Below are 14,251 nucleotides of genomic sequence, written 5' to 3'. Positions count from 1 at the left end.
AGGTTACATCCGAATTATTTAAAAAATAGTTAGAAAAGTTCTCTTTAATAACATAACTCTTATAACCTAAACAGATAATGAATTCGTTAAGATTGACCTATTGGAAACTCTTTTTTCTAACATAACTTTGAACGAGTCCATCTGATTTAATGTATTCTCAGCTCCTTAAATTGTTTAGGCAATAACTATATATTTTACAAATTTTTACCACATGGTCCAAACGTGACGAACATTACTGCTACGTATAGGAAAAATATAATGATAATAAAAGTACCGTGGTCAAAATGTGACCAAAACCTTTTTTTCAATATTAATAAGATAGAAAAGGAGGTCCGATATGTGACGTGATATACAACCGAATGAAAGAGCATTCTCTTCCAAGGAAGCGGCAGAAGAAGTGGGGATTGCAACACCCACTGTTCGAAAGTATGGCCAAATCTTAGAGCGGAATGGATATGAGTTTTTCAAAGATGGCGACCTGCGTATCTTTGTTCAATCGGACATCGAAGCGCTTATAGCGTTACGCGATATGGACAAGCCCTTAGATGTTACGGCTAAAGACCTTGTGTATCAACAAAAGGAAAGAATAGAAGGATCCAATGAAACTGAAATTACGATATCCAATACATATGAAAATTTACCCCATGACCCCAATCAATTAAAAGAGGTCTTAAAGTTTCTCGTCAATGAACTCGCGGCCACACGTGAAATGAATGTCCAACTTACAAACGATATGACACAACTTAAAACAGCTGTTTTAAGGCTCCAGCAAGATCATCATGTAATAAGTTCTAGTATTGGAAATTCGGCGCAAAAAACTAATGCTGGCCTTTACAAAATGATTTTAGTAAACGTTTAGAAGAAGCGATACAAAAACCTAAAGAAAAATGGTGAGGACTCTTCTCCTTATTCCGAAAATAAGGTGCCTTTTTAAGGCTTTTTTGCCCTTTTTTTGTTTCGTATCGCTGGGCGATATAACGCAAATATATACCCAGAACCATAGAAAGGGGAAAAAGGTCGTTATGCTACATGATATACAGAGGAATAGAAGAGCATCCTCTCCTCCAAGGAAGGATCAAATTTGCATAAATCACCATTTAAACCCAGGCACCGAATCAAAAGTAGAAATTCCTTTGTTTCGACTATTCGGATTCAATATTTTTCAAACTTCAACAAATTCCCGGGAAATATCTACATATTCTGAGTAGATTTCGACAAAATTAAGCTCTCAACCAATTGGTAGTGTTTTTTATTTGTTTAAAAATGAAAACGGATGTAAGCTCAGCTCAAATCCTTTTTAGTCTACTAATTGATTTCTTACTGCATACTCATAGTTTTTTACTTCGTACGGGTAGACGGTATGCTGAGAAATGATTAATGTATCAATTTGAATAAACGATTATATTCCTCTTCCTCTCCCAACTTTTAAAGAAACTCACCTTAATTTTACAAAAAAGTAACATAAATATTGTTTGAATACTTTGTTAACAATTATGTTTTCATCAGCAAAATCCATCGGATAAAAATTGGCAACTTATAACGGTCAGAACTTTGCATTTCTTCTGAACCGCAGATAAAGAATAGTTCTAAGAGGTGAAAAGTAGTGACAGTAATTACGACCTTTAAAGAAAAAAAACGGGAAAAACAAATGAAATATGAGCGTTCCGTCCTTCGGGAGTTATCGATTAATACATTAAAAGAACGAGTCCAACAATACTTTGGCTCTACAAAAATTGCCTCCAGCCTAATAATGAATACAGGCATAGAAGAAGCATGCTATGACATTGCCCTTGAATCCTTTTTATTGGGGGCAAAATTCAGCAAGTTTGGTTATTATGGAGAAGACTTAGATGAGGTTCGCAAACGCTGCTATCGAGAAGAAAAACATTTAATTGATACCCTATATAATTTTTTCCTTTATTGGGGAAGCGGTGAAGAGGGCACCATGAGTGAATCACTTTATTACCTGTGTGAGCAATATATCCATATCTGGTGGAGAGAAGGTTATGAAAAGGGGCAAAGGCGCCACAAGCTCCGTCTCCACTAATGTCCATCATTTCTTCCTGTTCTAAATCCCCCCTTTGTCCCATATAGTTTAGTGAATAGGGACGAGCGGGAAGGAATGATCTGGGTGTCGAAACGAAGATTAAAAATCATAAGTTTTATTGTGGGGCTATTTGTCTTATTTTTCGTTTTACAATACGATTTTGCTGAAGATGATTCGTTAAATGCGTGGAATCTTCCATTGTCGGGAAAGATCATCTTACTTGACCCGGGCCATGGCGGTCCAGATGGCGGTGCTGGAACGGGTCAAACATTGGAAAAAGACATTGCCTTAAAGATTACAAAGAAGGTCAAGGATTACCTGCAAATGCAAGGTGCCCTTGTGATTATGACGAGAGAAACAGATACAGACTTAGCCGATTCGGATACAAGGGGTTACAGTAGAAGAAAAGTTGAAGATTTAAAAAATAGACTAAAAATGATTAATAACGGTGATAATGATTTCTTTGTCAGCATTCATTTAAATGCGATTCCTTCTGCCAGGTGGAGCGGGGCACAAACCTTTTATGCACCTTATTTTAAGGAAAATGCTAAGGCAGCAAAATTCGTTCAAGAAGAACTTCGGAAAAACTTAGAGAACACCACTCGTAGAGCCAAACCAATCAATAATGTGTATATATTAAAGAATGCAAAGAAGCCGGGTATTTTAGTTGAGGTGGGCTTTTTGTCCAATCCAGCCGAAAAGGAAAATTTAAAAAAGGATGCTTACCAGGAAAAAATTGCGATATCCATCTATCAAGGAATTACTCGTTATTACACGAATGAAAAAGAATTAGTTGAACCAGATTATTGAAGGCGGGATAACCCCTTCTATTTTTTTGCAAAAAGTTGGATTCAACCTATAAAGTACGTGTGATTCAATTAACTGTTTCCGAGCGTGGTTATGATATACTGAGAGATGGAAACGAATTCAAAATGTGAGGTGCTTTTTTATGTTAACAGAAGAAAGAGTCCATGAGGTTCTAGGCAGCCTCAAAGAACCATTTTTACATAAAACATTAGCTGAATTAAATGCTATTGTTGAAATAAAAGTAAAAGAAGAAAAAAATCATGTTAGTGTAAAGGTGGCCATCGCGAAGACAGGTACAGCTGAACAGCTCCAACTGCAAACACAAATTGTCAATTTGTTAAAAGAAGCAGGAGCGGCATCGGTTGGCATCCGTTTTAGTGAACTTCCTGAAGAAGTGTTAGCAGCAAACCGTCATGCACAACCAGAAAGTAATGATACCAACCTGCTTCAGTCAAATAATACCACTTTCATTGCGATCGCAAGTGGAAAAGGCGGAGTTGGTAAATCAACGGTTTCGGTTAACCTCGCCGTTGCACTAGCACGTCTAGGCAAAAAGGTTGGACTAATTGACGCGGATATCTATGGATTTAGTGTTCCAGATATGATGGGAATAACAGAAAGACCGGTTGTTAGAGGAGAAAAGATAATTCCTGTTGAACGGTTTGGAGTACAAGTCATTTCAATGGGCTTCTTTGTTGAGGATAATTCACCTATTATCTGGCGTGGGCCGATGTTAGGGAAAATGTTAAACAGCTTCTTTAATGAAGTAGAATGGGGCGACATTGAGTATCTACTTTTAGATTTACCACCTGGAACTGGAGATGTCGCATTAGACGTTCATACGATGCTCCCGGCTTGTAAAGAAGTTATTGTGACAACACCACATCCAACGGCCGCTTTTGTCGCAGCGCGTGCTGGGGCAATGGCTTTGAAAACTGACCATGAAGTTCTTGGTGTCATTGAAAACATGGCTTATTTTGAAAGCAAGCTGACCGGGGAAAAAGAATATGTATTCGGCCAAGGCGGTGGCGATAAATTAGCGGAAGAATTGAATACAGAAGTTCTTGGCCGTCTGCCGCTAAATCAGCCTGATTGGAACGATGAAGACTTTGCCCCGTCGGTTTATCAAGAAGACCATCAGATTGGAAAAATTTATTTAGACATCGCTGAAAAGGTAACTGGCTTGCTAAAAAGTAAATAAATGAAAATAGAAGCCTCTTCCGAATGTGGAGAAGGCTTCTATTTTTTGATAGGAATGTAACAAGGTCTAGCTTCAGCTGCCACCTTGGTCGCTTTTGCTGCCGCCCGATTGATCGCTGCTGCTCTTTCCTCCTGATGATTTGCTATTTGCTTCTTCAGCTGCCTTTAAGAGTAATTCTTGTATTTTTGCTTTAAATAAAGGACTATCGACCGTTTCCGTAATTACTTTCTGGAGATGCTCGCGGTATTCCTTGCTTTTTAGAGCATCTGCCAATTCTTTTTGTATTTCAGGCTCTTTAAAAACTTCAATCATCATTCCTCTATATTCTGGGTCATTCATTAATTCCTTTAGTAATTTTTTATTTTCAGATTTCAAATTTTTAGAAATGCTTTGTGCAAATTTGGGATCACTAAATGTTTCTTTCCAGTATTGTTTTGCTTTATCTGAGGTTAGTGTTTGCTGGATCGTGTCAGAGACGACCTTTTGGTCCATTACTAGCTTTTCCTTCATACTATCACTTGACATCACATCTTGGATTGCTTTCTTACCATCATCGGTTTTGAGAATATCAACAACCATTTTCTTCGTTTCTTCGTAATCAATTTGTCCTCCGCCGCTGACGTCATTGGAAGAACAACTTGTCAGGAACACCATGATGGGCAGGAGGAGCAACATGCTTTTTGCTTTCATTAATAAGCCCCTTTCACATAAAAATCCTTAAGCTTAGCATGTAGTAACTGCTGAAAGATTATTCGTAAGGAATCATAAAATATGGATTTTTCAAATTCGGCTTGGTACAATCATAATGTTATTTATTTTTCGTAGTATGGAGGTTTGTAGTGTGACGAGCCGTAATTGGGTAAAACTATTTTTAAACACATTATTAGTTGGCGGACTCACAACGGCTATTGTGGGCTTTATTGTTCGTTGGAATGAGTTTCAGCCCTATTTTACTGAATTTAAACTCATTGATATTTTATCAACCTTAATTTGGTTAATTGTCATGGGCTTTTTGTTTAGTGTCATCAGCCAAATGGGCTTTTTTGCATATTTAACGGTTCACCGTTTTGGTTTAGGAATCTTTAAATCTGTTTCACTTTGGAATGCTGTTCAAATTGTTCTGATTCTATTTGGTTTATTTGATTTAGTTTATTTACGATACGAAAATTTTGCTGGGCCAAAGGATGCGCTCCTGCCTTATTTTGGTCCAGCTATCATTCTTTTAGTCGTTGGTCTAATCGTTGCGTGGTACAAAACGAAACAGACAAATCAAGAGGCGTTTATTCCTGCCATGTTCTTTATGATCGTGGTTACATTAGTTGAGTGGGTTCCAGTTCTGCGTGTCAATGAAAAGAGCTGGCTTTACCTGATGATGTTGGCGTTGCTTGCGTGTAATGCCTATCAATTATTAATTCTTCATAAATTAAACCTCCAATCTGAACAGGAAAGACAAAAAAAGGCGAGTCAATCGCCAGGTAAATCAAAAAATAATAAACAAGCAAATATGAAAAAGACAAAAAAACCGTCCATTTAATATATTGGACGGTTTTTTAGCGTCTAACTATTTGATTTCTCTGGAACTTGCCTCTCCATTTGCAATTAATTCTGATACTGAAATAAGTTTTAACCCTTTTTGCTGAATATTCTTCAAAATCAACGGCAGTGCTTTTGCTGTTTGCTTTGCCGAGTCCGAAGCATGGAGCAGAATAATATCACCTTTTTCAGCCTTATTAACATTTTTAACAATGGTTGGTACGCCCGGATTATTCCAATCCTTTGAATCCACACTCCAATGGACAACCGTATATCCATATCTGTTGGCTATTTTCAAGGTTCTCTCATCAAAATGGCCAGTTGGAGCACGGAGTAATTTAATATTCTTTACATTTAACTTCCTGAAGGCCTCTTGTGCTTTTGAGATATCTTGGCCGATTTTTACATCTTCCAAATCCCGATAGTCTTTGTATTCGTAACCAAGAATGCCGATTTCATAACCATCCTTTACAATCCGACTGACAAGATCCGGATGTCTTTCAGCCCATGAACCTGCTAAGAAAAAAGTGGCTGCCTTCACGCCTTCCTTATTTAGCGTATCTAAAATCGGCTCTGCCTTTTCGTCACCCCAGCCAATATTGAAAGTAAGAGCAAGATCCTTTTCCCCTCTATAAACGGCTTTCGGACCATCTTTTGTTGAAAAGACAGGAATTTGTGCAAGATTCTCTATGTAGAGAAACCATGCAGTAAAAAATGCAGCAATTAAAATGAGTGAAATATTCTTCAAAGCCTTCCCGTTAAATACAAAAAAGAATTTCATCGTCCCCACCTCGTCCAATACTGTCCTTGTCTCAACCTATGACCGTATTTTTAAAAATATGATTAGAAAAATTTTATAATAAATTTTCAATAATTGGAAAAGACTACAATAAATAGATATTTCGCTGGAGGTTATTCAATGTTTGGACTTCTAATAAATGATAAGGAAGTAAAAGAAATGGAATACCTTATTAAAAGAGAAATGGATGAAATACTTTTTGATTTAAGAGATGATCGAATTGATCATATTGTAAAAAGAGCAATGGAAGAGAGATATAAGGTTTTATTTACACTTTTTAGACGGGTTGCGTCTCCACATGATTGTTTAAGGTATATGAGGAGGGGAAAAAAGGATAGGAAAAAGGGTTAATAAAAAACTTCATATTTTTTTGTGCAAAGTTCGTTGACAATTATTTAGTATCTTGGTATATTAATAAACGTCGCTGCTGACGTAAAAAACACTTGAAAAAAGTTGTTGACATTACGTTTTGCGGGTGATATATTAATAAAGTCGCCTTTGAGCGAATGGATAAATTGTTCTTTGAAAACTAAACAAACAAAATCGTGCAAACAAACAAAATTTTTAGTTTCAACTAAGAAACTAAGCCAACGTAACAAAATGAGCTAATCAACTTTCTTGGAGAGTTTGATCCTGGCTCAGGACGAACGCTGGCGGCGTGCCTAATACATGCAAGTCGAGCGAATCAATAGGAGCTTGCTCCTGTTGGTTAGCGGCGGACGGGTGAGTAACACGTGGGCAACCTGCCTGTAAGACTGGGATAACACCGGGAAACCGGTGCTAATACCGGATAATCCTTTTCCTCTCATGAGGAAAAGCTGAAAGTCGGTTTCGGCTGACGCTTACAGATGGGCCCGCGGCGCATTAGCTAGTTGGTGAGGTAACGGCTCACCAAGGCGACGATGCGTAGCCGACCTGAGAGGGTGATCGGCCACACTGGGACTGAGACACGGCCCAGACTCCTACGGGAGGCAGCAGTAGGGAATCTTCCACAATGGACGAAAGTCTGATGGAGCAACGCCGCGTGAGCGATGAAGGCCTTCGGGTCGTAAAGCTCTGTTGTTAGGGAAGAACAAGTACCGGAGTAACTGCCGGTACCTTGACGGTACCTAACCAGAAAGCCACGGCTAACTACGTGCCAGCAGCCGCGGTAATACGTAGGTGGCAAGCGTTGTCCGGAATTATTGGGCGTAAAGCGCGCGCAGGCGGTCCTTTAAGTCTGATGTGAAAGCCCACGGCTCAACCGTGGAGGGTCATTGGAAACTGGGGGACTTGAGTGCAGAAGAGGAAAGCGGAATTCCACGTGTAGCGGTGAAATGCGTAGAGATGTGGAGGAACACCAGTGGCGAAGGCGGCTTTCTGGTCTGTAACTGACGCTGAGGCGCGAAAGCGTGGGGAGCAAACAGGATTAGATACCCTGGTAGTCCACGCCGTAAACGATGAGTGCTAAGTGTTAGGGGGTTTCCGCCCCTTAGTGCTGCAGCTAACGCATTAAGCACTCCGCCTGGGGAGTACGGCCGCAAGGCTGAAACTCAAAGGAATTGACGGGGGCCCGCACAAGCGGTGGAGCATGTGGTTTAATTCGAAGCAACGCGAAGAACCTTACCAGGTCTTGACATCCTCTGACACTCCTAGAGATAGGAATTTCCCCTTCGGGGGACAGAGTGACAGGTGGTGCATGGTTGTCGTCAGCTCGTGTCGTGAGATGTTGGGTTAAGTCCCGCAACGAGCGCAACCCTTGATCTTAGTTGCCAGCATTCAGTTGGGCACTCTAAGGTGACTGCCGGTGACAAACCGGAGGAAGGTGGGGATGACGTCAAATCATCATGCCCCTTATGACCTGGGCTACACACGTGCTACAATGGATGGTACAAAGGGCTGCAAGACCGCGAGGTTTAGCCAATCCCATAAAACCATTCTCAGTTCGGATTGCAGGCTGCAACTCGCCTGCATGAAGCCGGAATCGCTAGTAATCGCGGATCAGCATGCCGCGGTGAATACGTTCCCGGGCCTTGTACACACCGCCCGTCACACCACGAGAGTTTGTAACACCCGAAGTCGGTGGGGTAACCGCAAGGAGCCAGCCGCCTAAGGTGGGACAGATGATTGGGGTGAAGTCGTAACAAGGTAGCCGTATCGGAAGGTGCGGCTGGATCACCTCCTTTCTAAGGATAAAGCTGGACCTGTGAGCCAGACAAAACAGTTTGTGACACGATCCTTGTTTGTTTAGTTTTGAGAGTACAATTCTCTCAAAGCTTTTTTTAATCGTTCTTTGAAAACTAGATAATCATAATGAAGAAGTCAATGTAAGAACCGAGTCAATGCCATTTTAGTTTTCTCTCTTATGTAAGTAAGAGAATAACCTTTTAGGTTAAGTTAGAAAGGGCGCACGGTGAATGCCTTGGCACTAGGAGCCGATGAAGGACGGGACTAACACCGATATGCTTCGGGGAGCTGTAAGTAAGCTTTGATCCGGAGATTTCCGAATGGGGGAACCCACTGTTCGTAATGGAACAGTATCTTTACCTGAATACATAGGGTATTGAAGGCATACCCGGGGAACTGAAACATCTAAGTACCCGGAGGAAGAGAAAGCAAACGCGATTCCCTGAGTAGCGGCGAGCGAAACGGGACATAGCCCAAACCAAGAGGCTTGCCTCTTGGGGTTGTAGGACACTCAACATGGAGTTACAAAGGAACGGGGTAGATGAAGCGATCTGGAAAGGTCCGTCATAGAAGGTAAAAACCCTGTAGTTGAAACTTCGTTCCCTCCTGAGTGGATCCTGAGTACGGCCGGACACGAGAAATCCGGTCGGAAGCAGGGAGGACCATCTCCCAAGGCTAAATACTCCCTAGTGACCGATAGTGAACCAGTACCGTGAGGGAAAGGTGAAAAGCACCCCGGAAGGGGAGTGAAATAGTTCCTGAAACCGTGTGCCTACAAGTAGTTAGAGCCCGTTAATGGGTGATAGCGTGCCTTTTGTAGAATGAACCGGCGAGTTACGATCCCATGCAAGGTTAAGTTGAAGAGACGGAGCCGCAGCGAAAGCGAGTCTGAATAGGGCGTATGAGTATGTGGTCGTAGACCCGAAACCAGGTGATCTACCCATGTCCAGGGTGAAGTCCAGGTAACACTGGATGGAGGCCCGAACCCACGCACGTTGAAAAGTGCGGGGATGAGGTGTGGGTAGCGGAGAAATTCCAATCGAACTTGGAGATAGCTGGTTCTCTCCGAAATAGCTTTAGGGCTAGCCTCACGTAGTAAGAGTCTTGGAGGTAGAGCACTGTTTGGACTAGGGGCCCTCATCGGGTTACCGAATTCAGACAAACTCCGAATGCCAAAGACTTATCCGTGGGAGTCAGACTGCGAGTGATAAGATCCGTAGTCAAAAGGGAAACAGCCCAGACCACCAGCTAAGGTCCCAAAGTATACGTTAAGTGGAAAAGGATGTGGAGTTGTTTAGACAACCAGGATGTTGGCTTAGAAGCAGCCACCATTTAAAGAGTGCGTAATAGCTCACTGGTCGAATGACTCTGCGCCGAAAATGTACCGGGGCTAAACGTATCACCGAAGCTGTGGATTGACATCTTAGATGTCAGTGGTAGGAGAGCGTTCTAAGGGCGTTGAAGCTAGACCGTAAGGACTGGTGGAGCGCTTAGAAGTGAGAATGCCGGTATGAGTAGCGAAAGATGAGTGAGAATCTCATCCACCGAATGCCTAAGGTTTCCTGAGGAAGGCTCGTCCGCTCAGGGTTAGTCGGGACCTAAGCCGAGGCCGAAAGGCGTAGGCGATGGACAACAGGTTGATATTCCTGTACCACCTCTTTATCGTTTGAGCAATGGGGGGACGCAGGAGGATAGGGTAAGCGCGCTGTTGGATATGCGCGTCTAAGCAGTTAGGCTGAGAAGTAGGCAAATCCGCTTCTCGCGAAGGCTGAGCTGTGATAGCGAGGGAAATTTAGTACCGAAGTTCCTGATTCCACACTGCCAAGAAAAGCCTCTAGCGAGATAAAAGGTGCCCGTACCGCAAACCGACACAGGTAGGCGAGGAGAGAATCCTAAGGTGAGCGAGAGAACTCTCGTTAAGGAACTCGGCAAAATGACCCCGTAACTTCGGGAGAAGGGGTGCTTTTTGAGGTGAATAGCCTCGAAGAGCCGCAGTGAATAGGCCCAGGCGACTGTTTAGCAAAAACACAGGTCTCTGCGAAGCCGCAAGGCGAAGTATAGGGGCTGACGCCTGCCCGGTGCTGGAAGGTTAAGAGGAGGGGTTAGCGCAAGCAAAGCTCTGAATCGAAGCCCCAGTAAACGGCGGCCGTAACTATAACGGTCCTAAGGTAGCGAAATTCCTTGTCGGGTAAGTTCCGACCCGCACGAAAGGCGTAACGATCTGGGCACTGTCTCAACGAGAGACTCGGTGAAATTATAGTACCTGTGAAGATGCAGGTTACCCGCGACAGGACGGAAAGACCCCGTGGAGCTTTACTGTAGCCTGATATTGAATTTTGGTACAGCTTGTACAGGATAGGTAGGAGCCTGAGAAGCCGGAGCGCTAGCTTCGGTGGAGGCGTCGGTGGGATACTACCCTGGCTGTATTGAAATTCTAACCCGCACCCCTGATCGGGGTGGGAGACAGTGTCAGGTGGGCAGTTTGACTGGGGCGGTCGCCTCCTAAAGAGTAACGGAGGCGCCCAAAGGTTCCCTCAGAATGGTTGGAAATCATTCGCAGAGTGTAAAGGCACAAGGGAGCTTGACTGCGAGACCTACAAGTCGAGCAGGGACGAAAGTCGGGCTTAGTGATCCGGTGGTTCCGCATGGAAGGGCCATCGCTCAACGGATAAAAGCTACCCCGGGGATAACAGGCTTATCTCCCCCAAGAGTCCACATCGACGGGGAGGTTTGGCACCTCGATGTCGGCTCATCGCATCCTGGGGCTGTAGTCGGTCCCAAGGGTTGGGCTGTTCGCCCATTAAAGCGGTACGCGAGCTGGGTTCAGAACGTCGTGAGACAGTTCGGTCCCTATCCGTCGTGGGCGCAGGAAATTTGAGAGGAGCTGTCCTTAGTACGAGAGGACCGGGATGGACGCACCGCTGGTGTACCAGTTGTTCTGCCAAGGGCATCGCTGGGTAGCTATGTGCGGACGGGATAAGTGCTGAAAGCATCTAAGCATGAAGCCCCCCTCAAGATGAGATTTCCCATAGCGCAAGCTAGTAAGAACCCTGAAAGATGATCAGGTTGATAGGTCAGAGGTGGAAGCGTGGTAACATGTGGAGCTAACTGATACTAATCGTTCGAGGACTTAACCAATTTATAAGGTATACACTCGATTTTACAACTTCTTCTGCATTATCTAGTTTTGAGGGAATGAAAAAAATTAATTTTCCTCTTGAAAAATTTCAAAAAGATATTATAATAAATAATGTCTTGAAAATAGTCTGGCAGTAATGGCGAGAAGGTCACACCCGTTCCCATACCGAACACGGAAGTTAAGCTTCTCAGCGCCGATGGTAGTTGGGACACGCGTCCCTGTGAGAGTAGGACGCTGCCAGGCTGAAATATTATTGTTCCGCAGTAGCTCAGTGGTAGAGCTATCGGCTGTTAACCGATCGGTCGTAGGTTCGAGTCCTACCTGCGGAGCCATTTTTATGTAAACTTATATATAGCTATGCTTCCATAGCTCAGTAGGTAGAGCACTTCCATGGTAAGGAAGAGGTCAGCGGTTCGAGCCCGCTTGGAAGCTTTCCTATTTTTTAATAGTATGGCCCCTTGGTCAAGCGGTTAAGACACCTCCCTTTCACGGAGGTAACACGGGTTCGAGTCCCGTAGGGGTCACCAAAGTTTTTTATGCACTAGCGTAAAATAACTTTCATTGCTGTGGAGGATTAGCTCAGCTGGGAGAGCATCTGCCTTACAAGCAGAGGGTCGGCGGTTCGAGCCCGTCATCCTCCACCATAATAAATTATGTTAACTACATGCCGGGGTAGCTCAATTGGTAGAGCAACTGACTTGTAATCAGTAGGTTGGGGGTTCAAGTCCTCTCGCCGGCACTGCTTTTTTAAATTTTAATATGGAGGGGTAGCGAAGTGGCTAAACGCGGCGGACTGTAAATCCGCTCCCTCCGGGTTCGGCGGTTCGAATCCGTCCCCCTCCACCATTAATATTTTTAAAAAAGTTGGACATACTAGATAATATTACATCTCTATTGGGCTATAGCCAAGCGGTAAGGCATCGCACTTTGACTGCGACATGCGTTGGTTCAAATCCAGCTAGCCCAGCCAGAGAGCCATTAGCTCAGTTGGTAGAGCATCTGACTTTTAATCAGAGGGTCGAAGGTTCGAGTCCTTCATGGCTCATATAGTAACAGCAAGGAACTTTGGAGAAATCTCCAAGGTTCTTTTTTATGAAAAAGAAACAAAGTGTCGTCAGTGGGAGATTGGCGGCAAAAATTTATGAAATAAGCATCAAAGTGTCGCCAATAAGGGCTATTGGCACCAAAAATTTATGAAAAAAGCAATAAAGTGTCGTCAATAAGGGCTATTGGCGGCAAAAATTCATGAAAAAGGCATTAAAGTATCGCCAATAAGGGCTATTGGCGACAAAAATTCATGAAATAACAATCAAACTATCGCCAATCATATCTGCGAAGTTTGAATTCGTTAGTCAAAATGGAACCGACGTTCATTTTGACTTATTTTACATCCCTGCCTTAAACCAACCAATGGTCTAAGGTTTTTTATCGTATATATATACATAATTTTGTCGAGTTGAGTCATCGGTATGAAAGCGGTTAAAATAGATACATAAAAGGGTAGGAGGAATTAATATGAGTAAGCTTTCAATTATTGGAATGCCGATGGATTTAGGTCAAATGCGACGAGGGGTAGATATGGGGCCAAGTGCCATCCGTTATGCTGGGATGGTTGAACGACTTAAGCCACTATTTGATGAAATACATGATCTAGGTGATATTCCAATTGGCAGACCTGAAGTTGTGGTGGATAAAGAATCTAATTTGCGGAATCTTGATTTAGTTGCTGAGAAAAGTGCTTTGTTAGCTGAAAAAGTAGATGCTGCTGTCGAGTCAGGTGCGTTTCCGCTTGTCCTTGGCGGGGATCATAGTATTGCTATTGGTACTTTAGCAGGTGTCTCTAAACATTATAAAAATCTTGGTGTCATTTGGTATGACGCACATGGCGATCTAAATACGGCTGAGACAAGCCCTTCTGGTAATATCCATGGAATGCCACTAGCCGTAAGTATCGGGTTAGGGCACAGCTTGTTAACCGAGATAGGTGGATATGGTCCTAAAGTTAAACCTGAAAATGTAGTCATTATTGGTGCAAGAGCGTTGGATGATGGAGAAAAAGATTTAATAAAGGAAATAGGAATCAAAGTTTACACAATGCATGAAATTGACCGGATGGGGATGGCCAAAGTAATGGAAGAAACCATCGCTTACCTGAAAGAAAAGACAGATGGTGTCCACCTTTCACTTGATTTAGATGGCCTAGACCCAAATGATGCTCCAGGCGTTGGAACACCAGTTATGGGTGGAATCAGCTACCGGGAAAGTCATCTTGCTATGGAGATGTTAGAAGAAGCAAAAATCATTACATCAGCAGAATTTGTAGAAGTAAATCCCATTTTAGATGAAAAAAATAAAACTGCTAAAGTGGCAGTTGAATTGATGGGATCATTATTCGGAGAAAAATTATTATAATAAATAAATAAATAAGTAAAGCTGCATTTCGTAAGAAAACGGGCCAACCTGTTCTTCTAGCGTGATGCAGCTTTTTTCTATTTTCTTCTTGTCAAAGAATTAAAACCGTGTCAATTTATCTCCTTCATAAAATCTTTAAACTAATTA

General features: G+C 42.8%; 9 protein-coding genes, 8 tRNA genes and 3 rRNA genes. 18 read left to right on the top strand and 2 right to left on the bottom strand.

Translation table 11 applies throughout. The annotated features are described in order from the left end of the window. Window positions 1-397 precede the first annotated feature (397 nt). The 4 genes from QF028_RS27020 to QF028_RS27005 all read left to right on the top strand — a co-directional run bounded on the left by QF028_RS27020 (window position 398) and on the right by QF028_RS27005 (window position 4,055). The gene (locus QF028_RS27020) at window positions 398-859 is read left to right on the top strand and encodes a hypothetical protein (protein WP_429470479.1); all 462 of its coding nucleotides are present in this window, start codon (window positions 398-400) and stop codon (window positions 857-859) included. Window positions 860-1,603: 744 nt separating this feature from the next. Next, window positions 1,604-2,047 carry a YbaK family protein gene (locus tag QF028_RS27015; protein WP_429470477.1) on the top strand — a complete coding sequence of 148 codons (444 nt, stop codon included), beginning with the start codon at window positions 1,604-1,606 and terminating at the stop codon, window positions 2,045-2,047. Window positions 2,048-2,131: 84 nt separating this feature from the next. Next, window positions 2,132-2,857, top strand: coding sequence for an N-acetylmuramoyl-L-alanine amidase CwlD (gene cwlD, locus QF028_RS27010; RefSeq protein WP_308162626.1), 726 nt, complete (start codon window positions 2,132-2,134; stop codon window positions 2,855-2,857). Window positions 2,858-2,996: 139 nt separating this feature from the next. Further along, window positions 2,997-4,055, top strand: coding sequence for an Mrp/NBP35 family ATP-binding protein (locus tag QF028_RS27005; protein WP_429470474.1), 1,059 nt, complete (start codon window positions 2,997-2,999; stop codon window positions 4,053-4,055). Window positions 4,056-4,127: 72 nt separating this feature from the next. Here QF028_RS27005 and gerD read toward each other — a convergent pair whose 3' ends face one another. Next, window positions 4,128-4,745, bottom strand: coding sequence for a spore germination lipoprotein GerD (gene gerD / locus QF028_RS27000; RefSeq protein WP_429470472.1), 618 nt, complete (start codon window positions 4,743-4,745; stop codon window positions 4,128-4,130). 151 nt (window positions 4,746-4,896) lie between these two features. Here gerD and QF028_RS26995 point away from each other — a divergent pair, with 151 nt between their 5' ends. Next, on the top strand, window positions 4,897-5,589 hold the full coding sequence (locus QF028_RS26995; RefSeq protein ID WP_429470470.1) for a KinB-signaling pathway activation protein: 693 nt from the start codon (window positions 4,897-4,899) through the stop codon (window positions 5,587-5,589). 27 nt (window positions 5,590-5,616) lie between these two features. Here QF028_RS26995 and pdaB read toward each other — a convergent pair whose 3' ends face one another. After that, complete coding sequence (pdaB, locus tag QF028_RS26990) at window positions 5,617-6,369, bottom strand: polysaccharide deacetylase family sporulation protein PdaB (RefSeq protein WP_215006949.1); 753 nt, start codon at window positions 6,367-6,369, stop codon at window positions 5,617-5,619. Between the two features lie 138 nt (window positions 6,370-6,507). Here pdaB and QF028_RS26985 point away from each other — a divergent pair, with 138 nt between their 5' ends. From QF028_RS26985 to rocF, 13 genes are all read left to right on the top strand, one after another. Continuing rightward, a complete protein-coding gene (locus QF028_RS26985; protein ID WP_214733023.1) occupies window positions 6,508-6,738 on the top strand; it encodes a hypothetical protein in 231 nt (76 codons plus the stop codon). Between the two features lie 264 nt (window positions 6,739-7,002). After that, a 16S ribosomal RNA gene (locus tag QF028_RS26980) occupies window positions 7,003-8,552 on the top strand. Between the two features lie 204 nt (window positions 8,553-8,756). Further along, window positions 8,757-11,691, top strand: a 23S ribosomal RNA gene (locus tag QF028_RS26975). 127 nt (window positions 11,692-11,818) lie between these two features. Further along, window positions 11,819-11,935: ribosomal RNA gene (gene rrf / locus QF028_RS26970) — 5S ribosomal RNA — on the top strand. The 16S, 23S and 5S rRNA genes sit together here with 8 tRNA genes alongside, the layout of an rRNA operon. Window positions 11,936-11,949: 14 nt before the next feature. Next, window positions 11,950-12,024: transfer RNA gene (locus tag QF028_RS26965), tRNA-Asn, on the top strand. 27 nt (window positions 12,025-12,051) lie between these two features. Next, window positions 12,052-12,124: transfer RNA gene (locus tag QF028_RS26960), tRNA-Thr, on the top strand. 20 nt (window positions 12,125-12,144) lie between these two features. Continuing rightward, window positions 12,145-12,219: transfer RNA gene (locus tag QF028_RS26955), tRNA-Glu, on the top strand. Window positions 12,220-12,260: 41 nt separating this feature from the next. Continuing rightward, window positions 12,261-12,336 (top strand) — tRNA-Val (locus tag QF028_RS26950). Between the two features lie 22 nt (window positions 12,337-12,358). Then, a tRNA-Thr gene (locus QF028_RS26945) sits at window positions 12,359-12,431 on the top strand. A gap of 22 nt (window positions 12,432-12,453) precedes the next feature. Beyond that, window positions 12,454-12,538 (top strand) — tRNA-Tyr (locus QF028_RS26940). Between the two features lie 49 nt (window positions 12,539-12,587). Next, window positions 12,588-12,662 (top strand) — tRNA-Gln (locus tag QF028_RS26935). Window positions 12,663-12,664: 2 nt separating this feature from the next. Next, window positions 12,665-12,737 (top strand) — tRNA-Lys (locus tag QF028_RS26930). A gap of 470 nt (window positions 12,738-13,207) precedes the next feature. Next, the gene (rocF, locus tag QF028_RS26925) at window positions 13,208-14,104 is read left to right on the top strand and encodes an arginase (RefSeq protein ID WP_214713468.1); all 897 of its coding nucleotides are present in this window, start codon (window positions 13,208-13,210) and stop codon (window positions 14,102-14,104) included. Window positions 14,105-14,251: the final 147 nt, after the last annotated feature.

This window comes from Neobacillus sp. B4I6 (assembly GCF_050434045.1).
GTDB lineage: Bacteria > Bacillota > Bacilli > Bacillales > Cytobacillaceae > Neobacillus.
This window is presented reverse-complemented; position numbering and strand designations above follow the sequence as displayed.

Excerpts from the sequence above, each read along its gene's own strand:
- rocF (WP_214713468.1), top strand. The coding sequence starts at position 13,208 with ATGAGTAAGCTTTCAATTATTGGAATGCCGATGGATTTAGGTCAAATG.
- QF028_RS27005 (WP_429470474.1), top strand. The coding sequence starts at position 2,997 with ATGTTAACAGAAGAAAGAGTCCATGAGGTTCTAGGCAGCCTCAAAGAA.
- gerD (WP_429470472.1), bottom strand. The coding sequence starts at position 4,745 with ATGAAAGCAAAAAGCATGTTGCTCCTCCTGCCCATCATGGTGTTCCTG.
- pdaB (WP_215006949.1), bottom strand. The coding sequence starts at position 6,369 with ATGAAATTCTTTTTTGTATTTAACGGGAAGGCTTTGAAGAATATTTCA.
- QF028_RS26985 (WP_214733023.1), top strand. The coding sequence starts at position 6,508 with ATGTTTGGACTTCTAATAAATGATAAGGAAGTAAAAGAAATGGAATAC.